Annotated in this window: 18 protein-coding genes and 1 riboswitch; of the genes, 9 read left to right on the top strand and 9 right to left on the bottom strand. The window is 66.1% G+C overall.

Annotated features, from left to right (window positions below; all coding sequences use genetic code 11):
- Positions 1 to 34: 34 nt before the first annotated feature.
- The 6 genes from G370_RS0119235 to ilvC all read right to left on the bottom strand — a co-directional run bounded on the left by G370_RS0119235 (position 35) and on the right by ilvC (position 6,581).
- Entirely contained in the window at positions 35 to 814 is a 780-nt protein-coding gene (locus G370_RS0119235; RefSeq protein WP_019662044.1) for a class I SAM-dependent methyltransferase, read from the bottom strand.
- Between the two features lie 10 nt (positions 815 to 824).
- Entirely contained in the window at positions 825 to 2,411 is a 1,587-nt protein-coding gene (locus tag G370_RS0119230; protein ID WP_019662043.1) for a 2-isopropylmalate synthase, read from the bottom strand.
- Positions 2,408 to 3,499 carry a threonine dehydratase gene (locus tag G370_RS0119225; RefSeq protein WP_019662042.1) on the bottom strand — a complete coding sequence of 364 codons (1,092 nt, stop codon included), beginning with the start codon at positions 3,497 to 3,499 and terminating at the stop codon, positions 2,408 to 2,410. Before G370_RS0119225 ends, G370_RS0119230 begins: the two co-directional genes overlap by 4 nt.
- A gap of 96 nt (positions 3,500 to 3,595) precedes the next feature.
- Positions 3,596 to 3,847 carry an ACT domain-containing protein gene (locus tag G370_RS0119220; RefSeq protein WP_005410947.1) on the bottom strand — a complete coding sequence of 84 codons (252 nt, stop codon included), beginning with the start codon at positions 3,845 to 3,847 and terminating at the stop codon, positions 3,596 to 3,598.
- Entirely contained in the window at positions 3,831 to 5,567 is a 1,737-nt protein-coding gene (gene ilvG / locus G370_RS0119215) for an acetolactate synthase 2 catalytic subunit (protein WP_019662041.1), read from the bottom strand. Before ilvG ends, G370_RS0119220 begins: the two co-directional genes overlap by 17 nt.
- A 39-nt stretch (positions 5,568 to 5,606) precedes the next feature.
- Complete coding sequence (gene ilvC / locus G370_RS0119210) at positions 5,607 to 6,581, bottom strand: ketol-acid reductoisomerase (protein WP_019662040.1); 975 nt, start codon at positions 6,579 to 6,581, stop codon at positions 5,607 to 5,609.
- A 659-nt stretch (positions 6,582 to 7,240) separates the two neighbouring features.
- Here ilvC and ggt point away from each other — a divergent pair.
- On the top strand, positions 7,241 to 8,959 hold the full coding sequence (gene ggt, locus G370_RS0119205) for a gamma-glutamyltransferase (protein ID WP_026347271.1): 1,719 nt from the start codon (positions 7,241 to 7,243) through the stop codon (positions 8,957 to 8,959).
- Between the two features lie 558 nt (positions 8,960 to 9,517).
- Here the strand turns inward: ggt and G370_RS0119200 are convergent.
- A complete protein-coding gene (locus tag G370_RS0119200; RefSeq protein WP_019662038.1) occupies positions 9,518 to 11,095 on the bottom strand; it encodes a BCCT family transporter in 1,578 nt (525 codons plus the stop codon).
- Between the two features lie 245 nt (positions 11,096 to 11,340).
- Positions 11,341 to 11,441, top strand: a riboswitch (TPP riboswitch).
- 82 nt (positions 11,442 to 11,523) lie between these two features.
- Here G370_RS0119200 and thiC point away from each other — a divergent pair.
- From thiC to G370_RS0119175, 5 genes are all read left to right on the top strand, one after another.
- Complete coding sequence (gene thiC, locus G370_RS0119195) at positions 11,524 to 13,368, top strand: phosphomethylpyrimidine synthase ThiC (protein WP_019662037.1); 1,845 nt, start codon at positions 11,524 to 11,526, stop codon at positions 13,366 to 13,368.
- A gap of 93 nt (positions 13,369 to 13,461) precedes the next feature.
- Positions 13,462 to 14,133, top strand: coding sequence for an ion channel (locus tag G370_RS0119190; RefSeq protein WP_019662036.1), 672 nt, complete (start codon positions 13,462 to 13,464; stop codon positions 14,131 to 14,133).
- A gap of 259 nt (positions 14,134 to 14,392) precedes the next feature.
- The gene (locus tag G370_RS0119185) at positions 14,393 to 16,717 is read left to right on the top strand and encodes a winged helix-turn-helix domain-containing protein (protein ID WP_019662035.1); all 2,325 of its coding nucleotides are present in this window, start codon (positions 14,393 to 14,395) and stop codon (positions 16,715 to 16,717) included.
- Between the two features lie 115 nt (positions 16,718 to 16,832).
- Positions 16,833 to 17,732, top strand: coding sequence for a helix-turn-helix transcriptional regulator (locus tag G370_RS0119180; protein ID WP_019662034.1), 900 nt, complete (start codon positions 16,833 to 16,835; stop codon positions 17,730 to 17,732).
- Between the two features lie 49 nt (positions 17,733 to 17,781).
- Positions 17,782 to 20,646, top strand: coding sequence for a TonB-dependent receptor (locus tag G370_RS0119175; protein ID WP_026347270.1), 2,865 nt, complete (start codon positions 17,782 to 17,784; stop codon positions 20,644 to 20,646).
- 178 nt (positions 20,647 to 20,824) lie between these two features.
- Here G370_RS0119175 and G370_RS0119170 read toward each other — a convergent pair whose 3' ends face one another.
- Positions 20,825 to 21,946 (bottom strand): HDOD domain-containing protein, encoded by a 1,122-nt coding sequence (locus G370_RS0119170; RefSeq protein WP_019662032.1) that lies wholly within the window; start codon positions 21,944 to 21,946, stop codon positions 20,825 to 20,827.
- A gap of 152 nt (positions 21,947 to 22,098) precedes the next feature.
- Complete coding sequence (ppa, locus tag G370_RS0119165) at positions 22,099 to 22,635, bottom strand: inorganic diphosphatase (RefSeq protein ID WP_005410935.1); 537 nt, start codon at positions 22,633 to 22,635, stop codon at positions 22,099 to 22,101.
- A 185-nt stretch (positions 22,636 to 22,820) separates the two neighbouring features.
- On the opposite strand from ppa, the gene G370_RS0119160 reads away from it, so the two are divergent.
- The 3 genes from G370_RS0119160 to G370_RS0119150 all read left to right on the top strand — a co-directional run bounded on the left by G370_RS0119160 (position 22,821) and on the right by G370_RS0119150 (position 24,906).
- Positions 22,821 to 23,294, top strand: a complete 474-nt coding sequence (locus G370_RS0119160; RefSeq protein WP_026347269.1) for a hypothetical protein — start codon at positions 22,821 to 22,823, stop codon at positions 23,292 to 23,294.
- Between the two features lie 71 nt (positions 23,295 to 23,365).
- Positions 23,366 to 23,866 carry an RNA polymerase sigma factor gene (locus G370_RS0119155; RefSeq protein WP_019662030.1) on the top strand — a complete coding sequence of 167 codons (501 nt, stop codon included), beginning with the start codon at positions 23,366 to 23,368 and terminating at the stop codon, positions 23,864 to 23,866.
- A gap of 104 nt (positions 23,867 to 23,970) precedes the next feature.
- Positions 23,971 to 24,906, top strand: coding sequence for a FecR family protein (locus G370_RS0119150; RefSeq protein WP_019662029.1), 936 nt, complete (start codon positions 23,971 to 23,973; stop codon positions 24,904 to 24,906).
- Positions 24,907 to 24,972 lie beyond the last annotated feature (66 nt).

Genomic DNA, 24,972 nt, shown 5'->3' with positions numbered 1-24,972 from the left:
AGCGAACATCAGTAAAGACGGCGGAACGGTCAAGTCAGCGACGGCGGGCGAGCACGCGCAGCCGCACATAGTCCGCCAGCGGCTGGCCGGCGGCGTTGCGCGGCAGCTCGGCCAGCAGCGCGCTCGCGGCCTCGCGCACCGTAGCGCGTGCCTCGGCTGGCAGGTCGTCCAGCAGCGGCGCGGCGAACACGCGCAGCCAGCCGGCCACGCCGGTCGGCAATGCCGTTGGGCGCGGCGTGCACTCGATCAGTTGCACCTGGAAGCCATGCTGGCGCAGGCGGTCGGCGTAGGTATCGGCCGTCGGGAAATACCACTGGAAGGTGCTGGCGCCATGGCCGTGGGCCACGCGCGCGGCCTGTACCGCCGCGATGATCGTGGCCACGTTGCCATGGCCACCGAATTCGGCGACAAAGCGGCCGCCGGGGCGCAGGGCGCGGCGCACGCCTTCCAGCACGCGGTCGGGAGTGCCCATCCAATGCAGTGCCGCGTTGCTGAACACTGCATCGAACTCGCTGTCGAACGACAGTGCGTGGCCGTCCATCACCTGGGCATCGACACCGCGCGCGCGGGCGGCGATCACCAGTTCCGGCGAGGCATCCACGCCGTGGATGCGCGCACCGCTCAGCGCCAGTTCGGTGCTGAGCACACCATCGCCACAGCCCAGGTCGAGGATGCGTTCACCCGCGCGCGGGTCGAGCAGGCGCGAGACCGCGCCGCCGAGCAGAGGCACGAAGCCGGCATCGATCGCATAGTCCTGGGCATTCCACTGCTGGCCAGCGGCACTGGCCGGGGTGGGGGTGTCGAAGGCGCTCATGGCGGGTTCCTCAGGCGGTGGCGGGGGTGGGAACGTCGGTGCTGCTGTGGGCGGCGGCCTGGCGCTGGCGCAGCAGACGATTGGCAACATCCAGCCAGGCCAGCGCGGAGGCTTCGATGATGTCCTTGCTGGTGCCGGTGCCGTCGTACTCCACGCCCTCGTGGCGCACGCTCAGGTTGGCTTCGCCACGCGCATCGGCGCCGATGCCGACGCTGTGCACGTGGTAGCTGTCCAGCATCAGCTGCACGCCGGTGGCGGCCGACAGCGCGCCGAACAGCGCATCGACCGGGCCGTCGCCCTGTGCGGTTTCGGCCACGCGGTTGCCGTCCGGGTCGGACAGTTCGACCAGCGCGTTGGCGCGGCTGCCCACGTCGCTGATGGTCATCGAGGCCAGGCGGTAGCCCTGTGCATTGGAGCCGCCCTGCATCAGCGTCTGCAGGTCGGCATCGGTGACCACGCGCTGCTGCTCGCACAGGCCCTTGAACTGCTCGAACACCAGCTTCAGTTCGTCTTCGTCCAGCCAGAAACCCAGCGCGCGCAGGCGCGCCTCGACGGCGGCGCGGCCGCTGTGGCGGCCCAGCACCATCTGCGAATCCTCCCAGCCCACGTCTTCCGGACGCATGATTTCGTAGGTGCCGCGATGGCGCAGCATGCCGTGCTGGTGGATGCCCGATTCGTGGGCAAAGGCATTGGCACCGACGATGGCCTTGTTGCGCTGTACCGGCATGCCGACCAGGCGCTGCAGCAGCTGCGAGGTGCCGACGATGCGCGGGGTGTTGATCGAACTGTCCTGCTCGTAGAAGGCCTGGCGCACCTTCAGCACCATCGCGATCTCTTCCAGCGAGCAGTTGCCGGCGCGCTCGCCGATGCCGTTGACGGTGCACTCGACCTGGCGCGCGCCACCTTCGATGGCGGCCAGCGAGTTGGCCACGGCCAGGCCCAGGTCGTTGTGGCAGTGCGCGCTGAAGATCACATTGGCGGCGTTCGGAACGTCGGCGACGCCGGCGATGACCTGCTGGAACATCGCGCGGATTTCTTCCGGCGTGGTGAAGCCGACGGTGTCGGGCAGGTTGATGGTGGTGGCGCCGGCGGCAATGGCCACGCGCGAGACTTCGATCAGGTAGTCCAGCTCGGTGCGGGTGGCATCCTCGGCCGAGAATTCGACATCGTCGATGTAGGAACGCGCCAGCGATACATGCTTGCGTACCGATTCCAGCACCTGCTCGCGGGTCATGCGCAGCTTGTGCTCGCGGTGCAGCGGGCTGGTGGACAGGAACACGTGCAGGCGCGGGTTGGCCGCAGCTTCCAGGGCACGCGCCGAGGTTTCGATATCGGCCTGCAGGCAGCGCGACAGCACCGCCAGGCTCAGGCTCGGGCGGCGCAGCTCACGGCCGATCAGGGCCATCGCCTCGCGGTCGGACTGCGAGCTGGCCGGAAAGCCTGTCTCGATGACGTCCACGCCCAGTTCGTCCAGCGCACGCGCCATCACCAGCTTCTGCGGTGGGCTCATGCTGCAGCCGGGGGACTGCTCGCCGTCACGCAGGGTGGTGTCGAAGATGCGGATGCGCGGGGTGGTAATTCGTTCGATGGTGGTCACAGGGAAATCTCCTCGACAGCGGGTGCGACGGCTTGCAGGGGGGTAGGGGAAGAGGTGGGCGAAGCGTTGGCGCTGGCCTTGCCCGGCGAGCGCGGCGTTTCGCTGCGACGTCGCCGTGGCTTGCGCGGCGGACGCGGCCGGATGTCGGTAAGCAGGCCGGCCAGCACGCCGGCATCGATGTTGCCGCCGGACACCACCGCGCACTTGCGGCGGCCGGCGACGCGGCGGCCGGCAGCCAGCGCCAGCGCGCCGGCGCCCTCGGCGATGATGTGTTCTTCCAGTGCCAGCCGGACCAGGGTTTCGCGTAGTTCGGCTTCGCGCACGATCACCACATCGTCCAGCAGCGAGGTGCACAGGCGGCGGGTCAGGAAGCCGGGGATCTTCACCCGCACGCCGTCGGCCAGCGAGGCGACGGGGGCGATCTCGCGGGCATCGCCGCGTATCGCGCGCGCCATCGAGTCAACGCCCTCTACCTGTGCACCAACCACGCGCACGCCCTGTGATTTCAGCGCCAGGGCCACGCCGGAGGCCAGTCCACCGCCGCCGATCGGCACGATCACCACGTCCGGTGCATGCGCGGCCAGCTCGATGCCGACCGTGCCCTGGCCGGCGATCACGTCGGCATCATCGAACGCGGACAGGAAGCGGTAGCCGTGGCGCTGCGCCAGTTCGACCGCGAAGGCGTAAGCCTCGTCATAGGTGGTGCCGTGCTGGCGCACGGTGGCGCCCCAGTGGGCGACGCCGGCAATCTTGGTGGCGGGTGCACCATGGGGCATCACAGTGATGGCCGGCACATCCAGGCGATAGGCCGCCCACGCAACGCCCTGGGCGTGGTTGCCGGCCGAAGCGCAGATCACCGGGCGGGTGTCGCCGCGTTCGCGGCCGGCCAGCAGTGCATTCAATGCGCCGCGCACCTTGTAGGAACCGGTGCGCTGCAGGTTCTCCAGCTTCAGCCAGGTACCGAAGCGCTCGGCATGGTGCAGCGGGGTGGGCGGCAGGAAGCGGCGCAGGCGGGCCTGCGCTGCCAGAACGTCGGCAACGCTTACGTCGCCGACATCGCTTTCCTGGCTGGCATCAGCGGCCGGCATGGGCCACCAGCGCGGTGCCGAAGACCGCCGCATGCGGGCACGGGCGACGAAGAAGACGCCTCCGTACCGGCACCGTGGTCGCTACGGTACGGGTGTTCATGGCGATACTCCTTCCACGGCGGTGACCTGTACGGACACGCAGTCGTAGATCTTCTCGATCTGCCGGCACAGCGTTTCCGCCGGGCGCTGGCCATCCACGACCAGCTGCAGGTGCCAGCGGCCATCGTCGGCAGCTACCGGCGCGCCGCTGATCGCACGCGGCGCGAAGCCGCGACGTTCGGCCATGCCGATCACGCGCAGCAGCGCGCCTTCGGCCGGGTGCAGCACCAGGTCAAGCCGGTATTGCATTGGGGGTCTCCTGGCGGGCATGGGCGGGGTTGCTTTCCAGCATCGTGCTGTTGGCGGTGTTCGGCGGCACCAACGGCCATACGTTGGCGCGTGCATCGATGGCCACGTGCAACAGTGCCGGGCCCGGCTCGGCCAGCAGCGCGGCCAGGCCACCTTCCACGTCGTCGCGGTTGTCGATGCGGGTGGCGGCGATGCCGAACACCTGTGCCAGTGCCACGAAGTCCGGGTTGTCGGACAGGTCGATCTCGCTGTAACGCTCGGCGAAGAACAGCTCCTGCCACTGCCGCACCATGCCCAGCGAACTGTTGTCCAGCAGCACGATCTTCACCGGCAGGTGGCAGCGGGCGATGGTCGCCAGCTCCTGCACGTTCATCATGAAGCTGCCATCGCCGGACACCAGCACCACGGTGCGGTCGGGGCAGGCAAACTGCGCACCCATCGCCGCCGGCAGGCCGAAGCCCATGGTGCCCAGCGCGCCGCTGGTCAGGTGGTTGCGCGGGTGGTTGAAGCGGCAGTGCTGGGCCACCCACATCTGGTGCTGGCCGACATCGCAGGCGATCACCGCATCGGCCGGGGCCAGCTCGCTCAGGCGCTTCAGCAACGCCGGTGCGTAGATGTGCTGGCCCGGTGCGTCGTAGCGTGCGGCGAAGCGATCGCGATGCTGCGCACAGCGCTTGCGCCACGCCTCCTGGTGGGCCTTGGGGGAGGGGAAGGCCGCACGCAGGGCGCGGATGGCGTGACCGACGTTGCCAGGCACGGCGACATCGGCGCTGCGCAGCTTGGAGATCTCGTAGGCGTCCGCATCGATGTGGACCACACGGGCGAACGGCGCGAACTCGGCCAGCTTGCCGGTGGCGCGGTCATCGAAGCGCGCCCCCAGCACCAGCAGCAGGTCGCTTTCCTGCACGGCCATGTTGGCCGCGCGGGTGCCATGCATGCCCAGCATGCCCAGCGACTGCGGATGGCTGGCCGGCAGCGCACCCAGGCCACGCAGGGTCATCACCGTGGGGATGGCGCTGGCCTCGACGAAGTCGCGCAGGTCCTGCACCGCATCACCCAGCGCGATGCCGCCACCGGCGTAGACCACCGGCTTCTCGGCCGCCGCCAGTGCGGCGATCGCCGCGGCGATGGCGGCTTCGGCCGGCGCCGGCGGCGGTTCGACGCTGCTGGGCACATGCACCGGCAGATGGCTGGCATCGGCCAGCTGCACATCCTTGGGCAGGTCGATCAGCACCGGGCCGGGACGGCCCTCGCGGGCGATGCGGAAGGCATCGGCCACCACGCGCGGCAGATCATCGACGCTGCGCACCAGCCAGCTGTGCTTGACGATCGGCATCGTCAGGCCGAACACATCCAGTTCCTGGAAGGCGTCGGTGCCCAGCAGCGGCGTGCCGACCTGGCCGGTGATGCAGACCATCGGCACCGAATCGAGCATCGCATCGGCAATGCCGGTGACCAGGTTCGAGGCGCCCGGGCCGGATGTGGCCACGCAGACGCCGACCTGGTTGCTGGCGCGGGCGAAGCCGTTGGCGGCCAGCGCCGCGCCCTGCTCATGGCGTACCAGGATGTGCTTCAGCGACGAATCCACCAGCGCGTCGTAGAACGGCATGATGGTGCCACCTGGATAGCCGAACAGCGTGCGGACGCCTTCGGCCTCCAGCGCCTGGGTCAGCCAGCGCGCGCCGTTGGGCGGCGCGCTGCGATGTGTCGAAGAGTTCATGGGGGAACCTTGCAAAGCGGGTGGGGGAGGGCCGCGCGTTTACGCGGCCTGTCCTTGCAACCAGACCATCTTGGCGCGCAGTTCCTTGCCCACCTTCTCGATCGGGTGCTCCAGGTCGGCCTGCTTGAACCTGTTGTAGTTCGGCAGGCCCGCTTCGTACTCGGCCACCCAGTTCTTGGTGAAGGTGCCGTCCTGGATGTCCTTCAGTACTTCCTTCATGCGTTCCTTGGTGCCGGCATCGATCACACGCGGGCCGCTGACGTAGTCGCCGTACTGCGCGGTCTCGGAGATGAACTCCAGCATGCGCGAGATGCCACCTTCGTAGAACAGGTCCACGATCAGCTTCAGTTCGTGCAGCACTTCGTAATAGGCGATTTCCGGCTGGTAACCGGCTTCCACCAGGGTCTCGAAGCCCGCCTGCACCAGCGCCGAAGCGCCACCGCACAGCACCGCCTGCTCGCCGAACAGATCAGTTTCGGTCTCTTCCTTGAAGGTGGTCTGGATCAGGTTGGCGCGGGCGCCACCCAGGCCGGCTGCATAGGCGAGTGCGTACTCGGCGGCCTTGCCGCTCTTGTCCTGGTAGACCGCCCATATGCACGGCACGCCGCGGCCGATTTCATATTCACGACGGACCAGCGCGCCCGGGCCCTTGGGCGCGACCAGCACCACGTCCAGGTCCTCGCGCGGCTTGATCATGTCGAAGTGCACGTTCAGGCCGTGCGCGAACAACAGCACCGCACCCTGTTTCATGTTCGGCGCCAGCACATCGTCGTAGAGCTTCTTCTGCACCATGTCCGGCGTCAGCACGGCGACCAGGTCGGCATCCTTCACCGCATCGGCCGGTGCTTTCACGGTGAAGCCATCGGCCTGCGCCTTGACCTCGGTCGGGCCGCCCGGACGCAGGCCTACCACCACATCGAAGCCGGATTCGCGCAGGTTCAGTGCGTGGGCGCGGCCCTGGCTGCCGTAGCCGATGACGGCGATCTTGGTCTGGGGCAGGTCGTTGGTGCTCATGGGGGAGGTTCCTTGCGGTGGGAAGAAAAAAGAACGGCCGGTCGTCGAGGTGACGTACCGGCCGGTCAGGGGAAAGCGGTGGAGGAGGCGCTGCGCATCGCACAGGCACAGCCACTACGAGGCGTGGTGGTGGTCTGGGGCCGGGCTTTGCACTGAGCGTTGGTCATGGTGGTTGCGTCTGAAACCAGGTCCTGAAATGAAAAAACCCGCACCGGGGCGGGTGCGGGTTTTGATGAGTTCCGGTGTGTTTGTTGCTTACACGCTGGCTCGTCCCGCACCTGTTGGCTGGGTAATAAGTACGAGCACAAGAATCGAACGCAGCGAGGCGGCGCCGGTGTCGGCGGCTTCAATGTGGGTTCGCAGTGGCGTGTTGTGATGCAACATGTGATCGAGAGAAACACAGCCGTTTTGGCGGTGTCAACCCTCGCGACGGTTTTTTTATCGGTTTCCAGTGAATCCAGCGCAATCGCTTGCGGCACAAGGATGGTTGCTGCTGAAAGTGTTTCGGTGAACCCGAATTCACTCCTTTCTGGGCGGTTTTTGCGCGGAATCCGTCGGATTCTTCCACCCCAGGATCAACGTCCATGACGTCTGTCCGATACCGCGTGAAGGCCGCAGCGGCGAAGATCGGGGAACCACCCGTCCATCGGAACCCGACCGTGTCCCGACGCCTTGCCCGTTCCCTGATCGCCGCCGCCGTGCTGGCTGCCGTGCCCGCGCTGTCCTTTGCCGCCGACCGCATTACCGGCCACACCTTCGCCACCCGTTCGGAGGTGATCGCCCCCCATGCGATGGCCGCCACCTCGCAGCCGCTGGCCACCCAGATCGCGCTGGACGTGATGAAGGGCGGTGGCTCGGCGGTGGATGCCGCCATCGCGGCCAACGCAGCGCTGGGCCTGATGGAGCCCACCGGCAACGGCATCGGCGGCGACCTGTTCGCCATCGTCTGGGACCCGAAGACGCAGAAGCTCTATGGCTACAACGGCTCGGGGCGCTCGCCGAAATCGCTCACCCTGGCCGAGTTCCAGCGCCGTGGCCTGAAGGACATCCCGGCCACCGGCCCGCTGCCGGTCTCGGTACCTGGCGCGGTCGACGGCTGGTTCGCACTGCACGACCGCTTCGGTCGCAACCGGATGGCCGACAACCTGGCGCCGGCCATCCGCTACGCCCGCGAGGGCCACCCGGTGGCCGAAGTGATCGCCTACTACTGGAACCGCTCGGTACCCAAGCTGTCGCAGTACCCGGGCTTCAAGGAGCAGTTCACGATCAACGGCCACGCCCCGCGCAAGGGCGAGATGTGGAAGAACCCGAATCTGGCCAGCACGCTGCAGAAGATCGCCGATGGCGGACGCGACGCCTTCTACAAGGGTGACATCGCCCGCACCATCGGCGACTATTTCAAGGCCAACGGTGGCTACCTGAGCTATCAGGACATGGCTGACCATCATGGCGAATGGGTCGAACCGGTCAGCAGCAACTACCGTGGCTACGACGTGTGGGAACTGCCGCCGAACAGCCAGGGCATTGCCGCGCTGCAGATCCTCAACGTGCTGGAAGGCTACGATTTCTCGAAGATCCCGTTTGGTTCACCGGAGCATGTGCACCTGTTCGTTGAAGCGAAGAAGCTGGCCTTCGCCGACCGTGCACGCTTCTACGCCGACATGGCGTTCCAGCCGGCACCGGTGCAGAAGCTGATTTCCAAGGAATACGCCGCGCAGCGCCGCGCGCTGATCTCGATGGAAAAGGCGTTGAAGGAAGTGCAGCCGGGCACGCCGAAGCAGCTGGAGGAGGGCGACACGATCTACATGACCGTGGCCGACGCCGACGGCATGATGGTCTCGCTGATCCAGTCCAACTACCGCGGCATGGGCAGCGGCATGGCGCCGCCGGGGCTGGGCTTCATCCTGCAGGATCGTGGCGAGATGTTCGTGCTGCAGAAGAACCATCCCAACGGCTACGCACCGGGCAAGCGCCCCTTCCAGACCATCATTCCGGCGTTCATTACCAAGGGTGGCAAGCCGTATGCCAGCTTCGGCGTGATGGGCGGCGCGATGCAGCCGCAGGGCCACGCGCAGATCGTGATGAACCTGGTGGACTTCGGCATGAACCTGCAGGAAGCCGGTGATGCGCCGCGCATCCAGCACGAAGGCTCGACTGAACCGACGGGTCAGGCTACGGCGATGACCGATGGCGGTGAAGTGAATCTGGAAACCGGCTTCCCTTATGAAACGGTGCGCGCGCTGATGCGCAAAGGGCATCGCATCGTGTTCGCCGATGGCCCGTATGGCGGGTACCAGGCGATCATGCGTGATCCCGAGACCGGGGTTTACTACGGTGCTTCGGAGAGCCGCAAGGATGGGCAGGCGGCGGGGTATTGAGGTTTTCCGGCCACCGGGCTGAGCCCCCTCTGCGGTGGTGGTTCGTGGAAGCGGGATCATGTGATTGGGCCGGGCGGGTGGGCTGTTCGGGGGACGCCGTGAATCCGTCCCTGGAGGCTTGGCAGCCGCATCCATGCGGCTGACACCCCCGCCCAACCCCCCCGCCCGACCCCTGACAGTGTCCGTGGCCATCACCGCAGGAAAAGAAAAAAGAAGAGCAAGAGCAAGAGCAAAGGCAACAGCCGCGCGCTGTGGGTTGAGGTCGGACCCGTTTTCCGAAGGAAAACGGATCCGACCCCTTCTTGTTTTCCGATACACCTGATCCACGCATGGCGTGGATCTACTGCCGTCACCGGGAAATTGTCGGAGGCGGGGAGGGGGCCGATGGCGGGACCGTCCACGGCATGGATGCCGTGGCCGAGCCTACAGGGACGTACTTGCGGCGTGTCCCGCCATCGGCCCCCTCCCCGCCAAACCAGCAGAAATCCAGAGCCGCTTTTGAAGTTGTTGTTGCCGTTGCTTGAAAAAAGCGGTGCAGCCGCAGGCTGCAAAACCCCCTCAATCCTGATCGTGCGCGCGCGCTGCCTCCGCCTGGGTTTCCTCCTGCGCCGCCATCTCGCGTGCAATCCACGCATCGATCATGTGCCGCTGGCGCTGCGCCTGCCGCCGCCCCCGGGTGTATTCCTGGTCCAGCACCCGGTACAGGGACACCATCACAAGAAGCATCAGCAGCGCGAACGGCAGCGCAGCGATGGTGATCATGCCCTGCAGCGCCTCCAGTCCCCCTGCCAACAGCAAGGAACCCGCCACGAGCGCAATGCCGACACCCCACGCCACTTTGTGCTTGCGCAATGGCTCGCCCGCGTCGTCCGTGGACATGCTGGCCAGCACAAGTACCGCAGAATCAGCCGAGGTCACGAAGAAGATCATCAGTAGCACCAGCGCAATGCACGACAGCAGCAACGGCAGCGGCATGCTGTCGAACATGGTGAACAGCACCGTTTCATAGCCGTTGCCCAGTGCCTGCAGCAGGTCGGCCTGGCCGAAGATCTGCATCCAGATCGCGGTGCCACCGAACACCGAGAACCAGAAGAAGCCCAGCAGCGTCGGTGCCAGCACCACGCCGATCACGAACTCGCGCACGCTGCGCCCGCGCGAGATGCGCGCGATGAACGAACCCACGAACGGTGCCCAGGAGATCCACCAGGCCCAGTAGAAGATCGTCCAGTCCGCGACCCAGGTGCTGGACGAGAACGGTGACATACGCAGGCTCATCGTCACCAGCTGATTGAGATAGGAGCCCAACGTCGTCGTGAAGGTGTTGAAGATCGCGCCAGTCGGGCCGAGTACCAGCACCAGCGCGAGCAGCAGTGCAGCCAATGCAAGGTTGAAGTTGGACAGCCATTTCATGCCGCGGCCGACACCGCTGAGCGTGGACGCCATGTACAGTACGAAAGCCACTGCGATGATGGTCAGCTGCAGCGGCACGCCCGCCTGCACGCCGAACACGCGTTCCACGCCGGCCGCGATCTGTACCGTGCCGAAGCCCAGTGCTGTAGCCACGCCAACCGCGGTGGCGACGACCGCGGAGATGTTGACCATATGCCCGATCCAGCCACGATGGTGACGGCCGATGATCGGTTGCAACATATCGCTGATCTGGCCACGGCCGTTGCGGTTGAACTGGAACCAGGCCATGGCCAGGCCGATCAGCGCGTAGATCGCCCACGGGTGCAGGCCCCAATGGAAGAACGCATAGCGCATGGCGGCGCGCGCGGCGTCCATGCTTTCGGGCGCCAGCCCCTCCGGTGGCTTGCTGAAGTGCGAAATGGGCTCGGCGGCGCCCCAGAACACCAGGCCGATGCCCATGCCGGCAGCGAACAGCATCGACATCCAGCTGGCACGCGAGAACTCGGGCTCGGCATCTTCGCCACCGATGCGCAGGTTGCCGAAGCGGCCGAAGGCCAGGTACATCAGGAACACCAGCGCCAGGAACACGACCAGCAGGTACAGCCAGCCGACACTGCGGATGACCTCGGCCAGCATCGACTGGACCACGGTGTTGAAGGGACCGGGTGCAACACCGGCGAGCAGCACCAGCAGCAGAACCAGTGCAATGGAAACGCGAAACACCATGAAGGGGCTTCTCCGATCAAGGGATTGAGGGGAGCGAGCAGAGCTTGCTGCGAGGGGCCGGCGACATGCAGCACAGACCGGGCAGGGGCCGCGAAGGCGGCGAGGAAACACCGGCCGCAGCGGCACGATGCGCGTGCACGTTACTGAATGCGATGTCACGGTTCTGTTAATACAGAAACAGCGGATCCACGCCGTGCGTGGATGGAACAGCCATGGGCTACAGCACGTTCTATGCTCTAATGCACACCAAGAAGCGGGGGTACCGGGCCATGTGGCCACGGTTGAGACAGTCCCTTGGAACCTGATCCGGCTCATACCGGCGTAGGGAAGCTTTGCAGTGCAGCCGTGCCCGGATTCCGCCCAAGGACCGTCCGGGAGCGGCAGCAGTGCGCCGCCGCTTCGTCCCTGACCTTCCTGGACGATGCCCGATGAACGCACAGCTCTCCGCCCTGCAGCAACAGGCCCAGCAACTCTCCGAATCCGTGACCCGGCCCATTCCCGGATCGCGCAAGATACACGTGGCCGGCTCGCGCCCGGATCTGCTGGTGCCGATGCGCGAGATCGCGCTGGCCCGCACGCCGACCCTGTTCGGCGGCGAAGAGAATGCGCCGGTCACGGTCTACGACACGTCCGGCCCCTACACTGATACTGGCGTACGCATCGATCTGTCCGCAGGCCTGCCGGCGCTGCGCCGCGGCTGGGTGGAGGAACGCGGCGATACCGAACAGCTCGAAGGACTGAGTTCTTCGTTCGGCCGCGACCGCGAGCATGACCCGAAGCTCGATGCGGTGCGATTTCCTGCGCGCAGCCTGCCACGCCGTGCGCGAGCCGGCGCGAACGTCACCCAGATGCACTATGCGCGGCGCGGCATCATCACGCCGGAAATGGAGTTCGTCGCCATCCGCGAGAACCAGCGGCTCGACGCGGTCCGCGATGCCGGCCTGCTGCAGCAGCACCCGGGCGAGTCGTTCGGTGCTTCAATCCAGAAGGTGATCACACCCGAATTCGTGCGCGACGAGATCGCACGCGGCCGCGCGGTGCTGCCCAACAACATCAACCACCCGGAAAGCGAGCCGATGATCATCGGCCGCAACTTCCTGACCAAGATCAACGCCAACATCGGCAACAGCGCAGTGTCCTCGGGCATTGCCGAGGAAGTGGAGAAACTGGTGTGGGCGATCCGCTGGGGCGGTGATACGGTGATGGACCTGTCCACCGGCAAGCACATCCATGAGACCCGCGAGTGGATCATCCGCAACTCGCCGGTGGCGATCGGTACCGTGCCGATCTACCAGGCACTGGAGAAGGTCGACGGCCGTGCCGAAGCACTTACCTGGGAAATCTTCCGTGACACGCTGATCGAGCAGGCCGAGCAGGGCGTGGACTACTTCACCATCCACGCTGGCGTGCTGCTGCGCTACGTGCCACTCACCGCCAAGCGCGTGACCGGCATTGTCAGCCGTGGTGGCTCGATCATGGCCAAGTGGTGCCTGGCGCACCACAAGGAGAATTTTCTCTACACGCACTTCGAAGACATCTGCGAGATCATGAAGGCGTACGACGTGACCTTCTCGCTGGGTGACGGCCTGCGCCCGGGCTGCATCGCCGATGCCAACGACGCCGCGCAGTTCGGTGAGCTGGAAACACTGGGCGAGCTGACGAAGATCGCTTGGAAACACGATGTGCAGACCATGATCGAAGGCCCCGGCCACGTGCCGATGCAGCTGATCAAGGAAAACATGGACAAGCAGCTGCGCGAGTGTGGCGAAGCACCGTTCTATACGCTGGGCCCGCTGACCACTGACATCGCGCCGGGCTACGACCACATCACCAGCGCGATCGGTGCGGCGATGATCGGCTGGTTCGGCACGGCGATGCTCTGCTACGTGACGCCGAAGGAGCACCTCGGCCTGCCCAATCGCCAGGACGTGCGCGACGGCATCATGGCCTATCGCATTGCCGCGCATGCGGCCGACCTGGCCAAGGGCCATCCGGGCGCGCAGGTGCGCGACAACGCGCTGAGCAAGGCGCGCTTCGAGTTCCGCTGGGAAGACCAGTTCCATCTTGGCCTGGATCCGGAGAAGGCCAAGGAATTCCATGACGAGACGCTGCCGAAGGATGCGCACAAGCTGGCCCACTTCTGCTCGATGTGCGGCCCGCACTTCTGTTCGATGAAGATCACCCAGGATGTGCGTGACTACGCCGAAGCCGGCATGAAGGAGAAGTCGGCGGAGTTCCGCGCGGCCGGTGCCGAGGTCTATCGCCAGGGGTGACGCGGAAGCGGGGGTGCCGGCCAGCGGCCGGCACTACCGCTCATCACGCCGCTCCCGGCTATCCTCCGCCCATCTCCCTGGGGAAAGGACGCCATGCCTGTTGCCATCACCACCCGTTGGCTGGCCATTGCCCGCCGTCATCCTTCGGCCTGGCTGTTGGGCGCCCAGCTGATCGCGGTGCTGCTGTACCCCGCGCTGGATGACACCGCTGCGGGCCGCGCGGCGCTGGGCATGTTCGGCATGGCGGTACTGGGCCTGGCGTTGTGGGTGGTGCAACGCAGCCCGCTGGGCACCTGGCTGGCACTGCTGCTGGCCATTCCCTCGGTGGTGTTCTCGCTGGCCGGTGCACTGCTGGACCGCACTGCGCTGCTGACCACCGCGCAACTGCTGGAGAGCCTGCTGTACTTCTATACGGCCGGTGCGCTCATTGCCTACATGCTCCAGGACCATAAAGTCACCCGCGATGAACTGTTCGCCGCAGGCGCCACATTCACGCTGCTGGCCTGGGCCTTCGCATTTGCTTTTGCCGTGTGCCAACAATGGTATCCGGGCAGTTTCCAGGGCTCCGGCGGCGGTGCACAGCGCACCTGGATGGAACTGCTTTATCTGAGCTTCAGTTTGCTCTCGGGTGTTGGCTTGAGCGACGTAGTACCCCTGCATCCGCAGGCGCGTGCCCTGGTCATGCTGGAGCAGTTTTCAGGCGTGATGTACGTGGCTTTGGTGGTTTCGCGACTGGTCGGATTGACCATGCTGCGGCGCGTGTGAAAATGAACGCCAGATAAAAATTCCGCGCCCCGCAGGGCGCGAATGGTGCAGCAAATTATGTGAATGCGTCGGCGAGAGAGAGCCTGGATGTCGACCACGCGATAGGCGAGGTAACCCGCATAGGCTAGTATTCGCCCGCTTCATTGTTTTTGCGGTATGCGCCGATGCTGTGTGCGGAATCTGGCTTTTTGTTGTCCCCGGTTGGGGGCGGTATTGCTGGTGAAACCTGCCCAGGCCCGTCCCTACTGTATCCCGGAAAATGAACAGCAGCGAAATCCAGCCGCCCGAGGCTGACCGTATCCAGGTTGGCGAATGCGTCGTCACTTTGTCCTCGCGAGAGGTCGAAGTTGAAGGTGCGCGTCGTCCGCGCCGGCTGACGCCGAAAGCGCTGGGTGTGCTGCGCGTTCTGCTGCGGCAGCCCGGCCGCGTGGTCACCCGCGAGGAGCTGTTTGCCGAAGTGTGGCCCGACACGCTGCCCACCAATGACGTGCTGACCCAGGCCGTCACGCAGCTGCGCAAGGCATTCGCCAACGACGACGACAACGGCCAGACCTATATCGAGACCATCGCCAAGAGCGGTTATCGGTTGCTGGTGCCGGTGCAGGTGCTGGAGGCGCCTGAGGCTGCCGTGGACAGCGGCGAGCTGGCCGATCTTCCGTTGCCGCCCGCGGACGCCGGTGGCAGGGCCGCGGTCGGTACGGTGCCGGTGCCGGGGCTTCGCCGGGCGTGGCGACGGGTCCGGCGCCAGGTACTGTTGGCAATCGGCATATTGATGCTTGGCACGGTGATCGTGCTGACGATGCTGCTGTTGCGGCAGCCGCCGGAAGCCAGTTCACCGGTTGATGCGGCCGTGGAGAACGGCGTTCGCGTGATCGGCAGCCCGCAGCGGCCTTACCGGCTGATCACCGCGACCAGTGGTTTTGAGACGTATCCAACACTTTCGCCCGACGGTTCCCAGGTGGCCTACGAAGGGGCCAACGACGACGGGGGGGACGGCGGTGCGATCAAGGTGCAGACCTCGGGCAATGCGCCCGCGCGCCAGTTGCTGACGCCTCCGGCCGGTGCCAACGACCGTTTCCCGAGCTGGTCGCCGGATGGGCGCGAGATCGCGTTTGCACGATTCAGCGCCGGAGGCGGCTGCCAGGTGCTGATCGCCAGTGCCACAGGTGGTGCCGTGCGCCAGGCAACCCGCTGCGACGGAACCGAGCTGCTCAGTTTTGACTGGACCCCGGATGGCCGGGGGCTGGTGTTCGGCAGCATGGTCGGACGCTATGCGCATCGCGGCATCCGCGTGCTGGATCTGGCCAGTGGCCAATGGCGTGAGCTGGATTACCGCGTCGATGCCGATGATTTCGACTATGCGCCGCGCTACTCGCCAGACGGTAAGTGGCTGGTGTTCGTGCGCAATCCGCAGATGGGTGATCTGTGGCGGATGCCCGCCGTCGGCGGTACCCCCGAGCAGCTGACCAATGAAGCGGCCGAGCAGCGAGGCTGGGCCTGGCTGGGGGATGGGCGCACCATCGTGTTCGGCCGTCGCGTGGACAGTGAAGTTCGCCTGTACTACCTCGACGTCGAGCGCCGCACGCTGCGCGACGCTGGCCTGGATGATGCGCAGTGGCCTGCGGTATCCCGCCATGGCAACGTGCTTGCGTTTGTCCACCGGCGGGCGCAGTTCGGCGTGTTCAAGGTTCCGATCGAGGGAGGACGTGCGGAACGACTGTTCGCGTCCAGTGGCCGTGATGGTCAGCCGATGGCCGCGCCCGATGGCCGCCAGCTGGCCTTCACCTCCGATCGCTCCGGCAGTTTCGCCTTGTGGTGGGCTGACATGCAGCGGCCGGACTCGCTGCGGCTGATCGAAGGCCTGCGGCCGGAGGCCCGGCAGGCACCGGACTGGGCCGCCGACAGCCGGCACCTGCTGGTGGTTGGCCGCGATGACCATGGACGTACCGTGGTCTACGAAATCTCGCCGCGTGATGAGCGGCTGCAGCCACTGCCGGTGCCCGCCGAACAACCGCTGCAGGCGCTTTACGGGGCCGGCGATGACCAGCTGCTGGTGGTGGAGCGGGATGCCGACCAGCGCACGCGCTTGAGCCTGTTCGACCGCAGCTCTCACCCCTGGCGCCGGCTGGCCAGCATTGATGGGGTGTCGCAGGCACGTTTTGATCGCGCCAGCGGACGGGTGCTGTTCACGCGCCTCGCCGCTGGTGGGCTGTGGTCGGTCGATCCGGCACTGTCACCGGCCAGTGTGCGGCAGATCACTGAAGACCTGCCGAGTCGGTGGCGCTATCGCACCTGGACCGTCGTGGGGAACGGTGGCATCGGTTACCTCGGCACGTCCACGCAGTGTGGCACGACCCTGGTCCTGATCCAGGACGGTACCGAAGTGCCGGAACGCTGCCTTGATCCGCAGCGGCTCAGCGCGGGCAATGGACTCAGTGCCAGCGCCAACGGGCGCGATCTCTACGTGGCGCTGGCGGTCAGTGACGGCGCTGACATCGGCATCATGCGGCTGCCCGAGCAAGCCCCGGCGCTGTTCCCTGCCTTCTCCAGGATGTTGATTTTGAAGAAGAATTTCTCTTCGTAATTTTTTCGTGTGGTTCTCGCCACGAATTCGTGGCGATCTCGGCAGTCTTTCCTGACGAGGTCCCACCAGATTGGGCAAAACGGAGGCCTGTACTAGGCAAATCCGTGGTGCCCCCATGCGTCAACTCTCGCTGGCCGATCGCGGCCAAACCATCTCCCTCGACAAGGCCCTGGACGACGTCGCGCCGACCTGCCTGGGCGTTGCCCGGCTGGGCAGTCTGCAGACCGCAGGCAGCAGCTTCACTGTGTGGATGCAGGTGCGCGGCAGTTCCTGGGTGGAAGCCAAGGAAGGACGCTTCCGTTTGCGCCAGGGCGAGTGGATCGCCTTCGAGAAGGAATCGCGGCCGCTGGTGCAGGCCGGTCGCAACGGTTTGTGCCTGGGCCTGAACCTCACCGTCGAAGCGCTGCGCGTGCTGGCCGAGATGGCCGACTGTGGCCTGTATGCCGGGCGTGGTCGCATGAACCGCGGCGATGCACGTGTTGCGCTGCGCCTGTGGCGCGATGCGCTGGCCAGTGGCCAGCCGGCGGAGGCATTGCGCCCGCTGCTGCTGCATCTGGCGGGCCTGCAGCGCGGGCTGGCCGACAACGTGCAGCGTTGCCCGGGTCGCTCGCGCAGCCGCAAGCGCCAGGTGTTTGGCCGCATGCAGCGCGCCCGCCTGTACCTGGAAGGCAACAGCCACCGCGTGGTGCGCATCGGTGAACTGGCTGAACTGACCAACTTCTCCAGCTGGTATCTCTCCAAGACCTTCCAGAGCCTCTACGAGGAAAGTCCGCAGTCGCTTTCGGCACGGTTGCGCCTGGAACGGGCGGCCGATCTGTTGCGCGATACCGACATGATGGTGGGCGAAGTTGCTGCCGCCAGCGGTTTCGACAACTGCTGCAGCTTCGCCAGGGCCTTCCGCGCCCGTTACGGGCAGTCGGCTTCGCGCTTCCGTGAGAACGGCGGGCTGCTGCCGCCACATTCTGCAAACTCTCCGGTTGGGTCGCGCAAATGCAGCGTCGCAACGCAATCGTAACGTGCTGGGGCGTTTTAACACGCTACTAACACGTACCTTGGAGAGATTGATGAACGTTCGTATTCCTGCAGTGCGGCTCGGCTTGTTGCCGGCCGGCATTGCGCTTGCCTTGGCACCGTCCTTCGCTTCGGCGCAGGACGCAGCTGCCGGCGGCACGACCGACCTGGACCGCATTTCGGTTACCGGTTCGCGCATCCGCCAGGCGAGCATGGAAACCGCGCAGCCGGTGATCGCGCTGCAGCGCGCCGACATTGAAAAGCAGGGCTTCACCAGCGTCGGCGACATCGTGCAGAACCTGTCGGCAACCGGTTCGCCGGCGATCAGCCGCGCCGATGCCCTGAGCTCGGGCGAAGAAGTCGGCGGCCAGTACGTTGATCTGCGCGGCCTGGGTCCGGAGCGCACCCTGGTGCTGCTGGACGGCAAGCGCATGGGCGTCAGCACCGGTGGCTACACCGACCTGGCCTCGATCCCGACCTCGGTGGTCGAGCGCATTGAAGTGCTCACCGACGGCGCATCGGCCATCTACGGCTCCGACGCCATCGCCGGCGTGATCAACATCATCACCCGCAAGAACTTCGACGGTCTGGAAGCCAGCGTCTACGGCGGCCAGTACAGCAAGGGCGACGGCGAAAAGCAGGTCTACAACTTCGTCTACGGCCAGACCGGTGAGCGTGGTTCGATCACCTTCGGCGCCGAGTACAGCAAGGAAGATCCGGTCTGGGCGAAGGATCGTGCCTTCAGCCGCTACCCGAACGGCCAGTTCCACCCGAACCCGACCGACGCAGACGCCAACGGCTGGTCGCCGGCATCCAACCACGGCGTGCTGATCGACAGCAATGACAACTGGTACACCCGCGCCAACAATGGCTCGGGCAACACCATGGCCGATTTCCGCGAGTTCGGCACGGCGGACTACACCAATGCCAGCCAGGAAATGTGGCTGCAGAACAAGCTGACCCGTCGTTCGGTGTTCGCCAACGGCAACTACGACTTCACCGACAACATCCGCGGCACCGCGAACGTGCTGTACACCAAGCGTACGGCCACCCAGCAGATTGCCGGCTACCCGTACCAGTCCGAGGTCTATGAGACCCCGCTGTCGGCCAACAGCATCTACAACCCGCTGGGCACGGATGCGAATTTCATCCGTCGCACATCCGAAGTGCCGCGCCAGACCGAGTCCGAGCAGGAGACCTTCCGCTTCTCGGCCGGCCTGGAAGGTTCGTTCGAGTTCGGCGACAAGTTCTGGGATTGGGACGTGGGCTACGTCTACAACCAGAACAAGGGTGTGAAGACCGGCACCGGCAACCTGTTCATCCCGAACGTGCAGAATGCGGTCGGTCCGTCCTTCATGGACGGCGACGTTGCCCGTTGCGGCACCCCGGGCCATGTCATCGCTGGCTGCACCCCGTGGAACCCGCTGGCACCGTACGGCTCGACCGGCAACGGCTCGCTGGCCGATCCGGCCCTGCAGGCTTACCTGTACCTGCCGAGCCACGATACCTATACCAACACCACCAAGGCGTACAGCGCCAACATCGGAGGTTCGCTGTTCTCGCTGCCGGCCGGTGAGCTGGCCATCGCGGCGGGCTACGAGCACCGCGAAGAAAGCGGCGAGTACAACCCGGATGCGCTGCTGCAGTCTGGCCTGAGTACCGACCTGGCCGGCAAGCCGACCAAGGGCAGCTACAAGCTCGACGAGTTCTACGTCGAACTGAACGTGCCGGTGCTGGCCGACATGCCGTTCGCCAAGGAGCTGTCGCTCGACATGGCCGGCCGCTACTCGGACTACAACACCTTCGGCGATACCATCAACAGCAAGTTCGGCCTGAAGTGGAAGCCGATCGACGACCTGTTGGTGCGTGCAACCTACTCGACCGGCTTCCGCGCCCCGAGCATCGCCGACATGTACGGCGGTACCTCGCAGACCTTTGACGCCTACACCGATCCGTGTGACAGCAGCTTCGGCTCGGCCGCACGCAACCCCTCGGTGGCGGCAGCCTGCCAGGCGCGTGGCGTTCCGGCCAACTTCCGCCAGATCACTTCCGGCGGTGCACAGTCGACCGGCCCGGGCACCCAGTCCTACAGCGCCTTCGAGTCGGGTTCCAACCCGGAACTGAAGCCGGAAACCTCCAAGACCTGGACCGCCGGCCTGGTGTACAGCCCGAACTTCGTGCAGGGCCTGGACGTCAGCCTCGACTGGTGGAAGATCCGCATCGACAACGTGATCGCCGCCGAGTCGGTAACCTCGATCCTCAACCAGTGCTATGTGCTGGGCGTGGCGTCGGCGTGTGAGCGTTTCGACCGCGGCACCGAAGGCCGTACCGCCAACCAGGTGGTCGACGTTACCCGTACCCTGATCAACGGTGGTTACCAGGAAACCGCGGGTTACGATCTGGGCATCAAGTACCGCCTGCCGGAGTTCTCCTTCGGCAAGTTCGTCATCGACTGGAAGACCACCTACGTCGATTACCTGGAGTACAAGCGCGACAACGAAGCCGAGACCCCGGTCGAGCAGCACACCAGCTGGGCGACCGGAGACTGGGGCGCGAACTTCCGCGTCCGCTCGAACCTCAACGTCGACTGGACCTACGGCAACCTGGGCGTGAACTGGGGCGTGCGTTACTACTCGAGCATGAAGGAGCCGTGCTCCTACGATACCGAGTGCAACCTGCCTGACTTCAGCTCGGCCTACACCCTGGCGCAGCCGACCCGCAAGGTGGGTTCGAACACCTTCCACGACGTGCAGGTGCGTTACAACCTGCCGTGGGAAGCCACGGTCTCGCTGGGCGCCAACAACGTGTTCAACCACGAGGGCCCGGTCATGTACAGCCAGCCGAACTCGAGCTTCTCGTACTACGGTGGCTTCGACATCGGTCGTTTCTACTACATGAAGTACACCCAGCGCTTCTGATCCATCGAAGCGTCACAGCAGAAAGAGGAGGGCGGGCCGCAAGGTCCGCCCTTCTTGTTTGTGCGCTGCACCGACTGAGGAGATCCACGCCATGCGTGGATGGTTCTTCAGGCACAACGGAAAAGGCAGGCCATCCGGCCTGCCCTTCATTACCTGCGAACTCGCCCTGGGCAGTGCCTCAAGCCTCGCTGGGTACCAGTCCCATCAACGCATTGGCATGCTCCCGCCACTGCGGCAGCCTGTTGAGAACACCTGCGCGCTGCAGGTAGTCCTCGTCCACCGGATCACCATTGACCAGTGCCAGTGCCACGTGCACTGCGCCGGTCACCCAGAAGCTGCGCGTATTGGCACGCTGCGGCTGCAGATGGAACGCGACCGCTTCGATGATCGGCATCGGCAGGCCCCACAGGCCGAGCAGATAGGCACCGGCTTCGGCGTGGCCCGGGCGGGTTTCACCGGTCAGCGATGGTTCGCTGCGCTCGTTGCGCACGCCGGGCAGCAGCAGGCCGATGTCGGCCAGCAGCGCGGCGGTCGCGCCCAGTTCGGCGCTGGATTCGGGCAGCAGGCGTGCCGCCAGCCGCGAGGCGAGCAGGGCGCGCTGCTGTAGTGAATTGCGCTCGGCCGTGGACAGTGTCGGTGCCGAGAACACCTCGCTGGCCAGTACCAGATCGCGCAGCGTCGACAGGCCGAGGCGGGTCACGGCGGTGCGCAGGTCGGCGATGGTGCGGCCCTGGCTGAAGAACGCCGAGTTCGACAGCTGCAGCACCTTGGCCGCGATCGCCGGATCAGCGGCCACCAGCTTGGCGACGTCGGCGCTGTCGGCGTCGTCGTCATGTTCCAGTGCCTGGGTCAGGCTCAGGTACAGGTGCGGCGGCGAGGGCAGCTTCTCGATACGGCCGATGGCGTCGCGCAGGCGCGGGCTGTCCAGCACTTCACGCAGCTCTTCCAGGCTGGTCAGCGCTTCCAGCAACACTTCCGGTGCCAGCGGCAACGGCAGGAAGCGGTGGGCCACGCCGATCAGGCGTGCCGGCGGCGGCCGGTTGCCGTGCTGGGCGTCCACCAGCGCAATGCGGATGGTTTCCGGGCGCAAGGTCCGGATCTGGCCCAGCAGCGTGGTGGCATTGAGATCCGGCAGCTGCGGGCAGACGATCACCGCATCCACGCCCTGCGTGGCCACCGCGGTCATCGCGGTGTGGCCATCGGTGGCGGTCAGCGGCTGCCAGTCTTCCCCAAGATCGGCAATGAATTCGGTCAGCTCAGCCGGCAGGCTGGCTGCATCCCCAACAAGCAGAATACGCACGACACATTCCCCTGGCTGTCTCGACGATGGATGTCGACGACGTGTGAAGTGACGCAATTTACCTAATACGGCGGCAAGAGTGATGTGCCGTCGTCATGAAACGTGACCCGCATCGCTCCGGCGGGGTGCCGCCGGAGCGATCCGGTTCAGGCTCAGGCCTTGCTGTCGAGATGGCGCTGGTGCGCCTCGATCAGGATCTGCTTGGCCTCAGCGGCGCCGCCCCAACCGTCGAGCTTGACCCACTTGCCCTTTTCCAGGTCCTTGTAGTGCTCGAAGAAGTGGCCGATGCGCTCCAGCCAGTGGCTGGACACCTGGGCGATGTCTTCGACGTGGGCGTAGCCACTGAAGATCTTCGACACCGGCACGGCCAGGATCTTCTCGTCGCTGCCCGCCTCATCGCTCATCTTCAGCACGCCGACCGGACGGCAGCGCACGACCGAGCCCGGCACCAGCGGCAGCGGCAGCACCACCAGCACGTCGGCCGGATCGCCGTCGCCGCACAGGGTGCTCGGCACGTAGCCGTAGTTGCAGGGGTAGCGCATCGGGGTGGACAGGATGCGGTCGACGAAGATCGCGCCGGTTTCCTTGTCCACTTCGTACTTCACCGGCTCCGAGTCCTTCGGGATCTCGATGATGACGTTGATTTCTTCCGGCGGGTTCTTGCCGGGCGAGACGAGTTCCAGACCCATGGTCGTGCTCCAGGTGGGGGATATAGACGGATAGCCCCCCATTTTATGCCTTTGCCGGGCGCTGTGCAGGGGGAGGGGGCTGACGGCAGGGCGAGGAAGGCGCCGACCCGGCGGGCCGGGGTTGACCGATGGGTCCGGGTGGCGCGCGCGCGCAGTCTGGATGTACCTACCCGAGGAGTTCCCGCATGAAACCATCCGCCTTGTCACTCGGACTGTTCTGCACGCTGCTGATCGCGCCCGCCGCCCACGCTTTTCCCTACGTGGACCTGATCGACTACCCGCACCAGGAAGCCAACTGGGACCGCTTCTTTGCCCTGGAAGGGCGTCTGCAGCACGGGTTCGACGCGATCTGCGGCGACACCTTCTGCGAGGGTGAGTACAGCGACATCCGGGCGCTGCGCCTGCGCTGTTCGGTGGACGCGGTGCGCGGCACGGTGCATGAGTGCCTGTGGGCATTTGCCGCCAGTGACCTGGCCGTGTCGCGGAACGACGGTGCGATCGTAGCCCGGCAACCGACCTGGCTGTGCCCGCTGCCGCTGGTGCCTGGCACCCCGGTGGAGGCCTTCCATGCAGCGCTGGCGGCCCGTAATCCGCTGCATGATCCGTTGCCCGGCACGTCGGAGAGCACCTATGACGGGCTGACCGGCTGCATCCACTGATGCGAACGTGACTGATTCTCATTAACGGAGTAGCATGCGCGGCGCCTTCCGTCTGTCGTCCCGTTCTGCGCATGTCCTCCAATGCCGCCTCCCTTACCGAACTGCTGATCCGTGAGCGGCCGGCACTGCTGCGCCGGGTGCAGCGCATCCTCGGCGGCGACAATGGCGCCGAGGATGTGATCCAGGCGGTGTGGTTCAAGGCCCGTGGGGTCGACGACAGCCAGGCCATCGACAACCCGCGGGCCTATCTGTACCGGCTGGCCGCCAACCTGGCCACCGACCACGGCCGCGAATCGACCCGGCGCAACCGCCTGCTGGCCGACCACTACCTGTGGGGGCCGGACGAGGTCATCTCGACCGAGGAACAGGCCATGGCACAGGACGAGCTGCAGCGGGTGCTTGATGCGGCGGGGCACTTGCCGGAGCCGACCCGCACCATCTTCCGGCTCAACCGCCTGCAGGGCCTGACCCAGGCCGGGATCGCCCGCCGCCTCGGGGTGTCGGTGACCACCGTCGAGAACCATGTACGCACGGCGCTGCAGCGGCTGGCGTGGGCACGCAGCGGCCGATGACCGGCCCGGCTTGGGGCTGGCCCTCACTGGAACGTCTTGATCACTGGACCGTGGATGCGGTCTAGTTCCTCCGCCCGCGCTTGAATGCGCCTGTCCGCCAGCCGATGAGCCCGCCGAACACGCTGCCCGCCGCCAATGACGATGCCCTGGCCGAACAGGCCCGGGGCTGGATCGCGTGGCTGGCCTCGGGTGACATCGGCGAGGGGCGCATGCGCGAGTTCGAGCGCTGGCTGGCACAACCCGGGCACCGCCGTGCCTTCGAACACGAGCGCGCGCTGTGGCGCAGTGTCGGGCCACGCCCGCAGGTCCAGCCCGCCGAACGCCCGCGGCCGCATCGAATGCGCTGGGCGATGGCCGCTGCAGCCGCGCTGGCGATGCTGGTGGCATGGCCGGAGGCCTGGTTGCGGCTGCAGGCCGACCATCGCAGCACGCACGTCGCGCAGAACGTGCAATTGCCCGATGGCAGCCGCGCAGTGCTGGATGCGGACAGTGCGATTACCGTGCGCTTCAATGCACATGCACGCGAGATCGAGCTGCTGCGTGGGCGTGCCTGGTTCGAGGTCAGCCCGGATGCGCAGCGACGTTTCAGCGTGCGTGCGGGCAACGGCGTGATCGAGGACATCTCGACCGCGTTCACCGTCGCGCGCGGCGATGACCAGGTTGAAACCCAGGTCGGGCAGGGCAGGGTGCGCGTGGCCAGCCCGGCCGACGGTGGCTGGACTTATCTGCAGGTGGGCCAGCGTGCGGTCTATGGCGAGCACAGCGGCGTGACGCGCCTGCGGGATGTGGCTGCCGACAGCGTCGGCGCGTGGCGGCAGGGCGAGCTGCTGCTGGAGCAGGCCAGCGTCGCCGACGCCGTGCAATGGGTGGGGCGTTATCGCGCCGGCCCGACCTTCGTGCGCGGCGATCTATCGCAGCTGCCGGCGGTAAGCGCGGCGTTGCGCATCGACCGCCCGGAACAGGCGCTGGATGCGCTGGCCGCGACGGCTGGATTGCAGGTGACCCGGCTGCCGCTAGGCGTCGCCATCGTCCATCGGTAGATCCACGCCAATGCCCCGGTGCCGACCAACGGTCGGCACCCACCACTACAACCAGCCACGCAACCG

This window comes from Stenotrophomonas hibiscicola ATCC 19867 (genome assembly GCF_000382065.1).
Classification (GTDB): Bacteria; Pseudomonadota; Gammaproteobacteria; order Xanthomonadales; family Xanthomonadaceae; genus Stenotrophomonas; species Stenotrophomonas hibiscicola.
This window is presented reverse-complemented; position numbering and strand designations above follow the sequence as displayed.

Coding starts and splice junctions, on each gene's coding strand:
- G370_RS0119225 (WP_019662042.1), bottom strand. CDS start 3,499: ATGCCGGCCGCTGATGCCAGCCAGGAAAGCGATGTCGGCGACGTAAGC.
- ilvC (WP_019662040.1), bottom strand. CDS start 6,581: ATGAGCACCAACGACCTGCCCCAGACCAAGATCGCCGTCATCGGCTAC.
- G370_RS0119220 (WP_005410947.1), bottom strand. CDS start 3,847: ATGCAATACCGGCTTGACCTGGTGCTGCACCCGGCCGAAGGCGCGCTG.
- G370_RS0119175 (WP_026347270.1), top strand. CDS start 17,782: ATGAACGTTCGTATTCCTGCAGTGCGGCTCGGCTTGTTGCCGGCCGGC.
- G370_RS0119180 (WP_019662034.1), top strand. CDS start 16,833: ATGCGTCAACTCTCGCTGGCCGATCGCGGCCAAACCATCTCCCTCGAC.
- G370_RS0119150 (WP_019662029.1), top strand. CDS start 23,971: ATGAGCCCGCCGAACACGCTGCCCGCCGCCAATGACGATGCCCTGGCC.
- ppa (WP_005410935.1), bottom strand. CDS start 22,635: ATGGGTCTGGAACTCGTCTCGCCCGGCAAGAACCCGCCGGAAGAAATC.
- G370_RS0119235 (WP_019662044.1), bottom strand. CDS start 814: ATGAGCGCCTTCGACACCCCCACCCCGGCCAGTGCCGCTGGCCAGCAG.
- G370_RS0119200 (WP_019662038.1), bottom strand. CDS start 11,095: ATGGTGTTTCGCGTTTCCATTGCACTGGTTCTGCTGCTGGTGCTGCTC.
- thiC (WP_019662037.1), top strand. CDS start 11,524: ATGAACGCACAGCTCTCCGCCCTGCAGCAACAGGCCCAGCAACTCTCC.
- G370_RS0119190 (WP_019662036.1), top strand. CDS start 13,462: ATGCCTGTTGCCATCACCACCCGTTGGCTGGCCATTGCCCGCCGTCAT.
- ilvG (WP_019662041.1), bottom strand. CDS start 5,567: ATGAACTCTTCGACACATCGCAGCGCGCCGCCCAACGGCGCGCGCTGG.
- G370_RS0119160 (WP_026347269.1), top strand. CDS start 22,821: ATGAAACCATCCGCCTTGTCACTCGGACTGTTCTGCACGCTGCTGATC.
- G370_RS0119155 (WP_019662030.1), top strand. CDS start 23,366: ATGTCCTCCAATGCCGCCTCCCTTACCGAACTGCTGATCCGTGAGCGG.
- G370_RS0119185 (WP_019662035.1), top strand. CDS start 14,393: ATGAACAGCAGCGAAATCCAGCCGCCCGAGGCTGACCGTATCCAGGTT.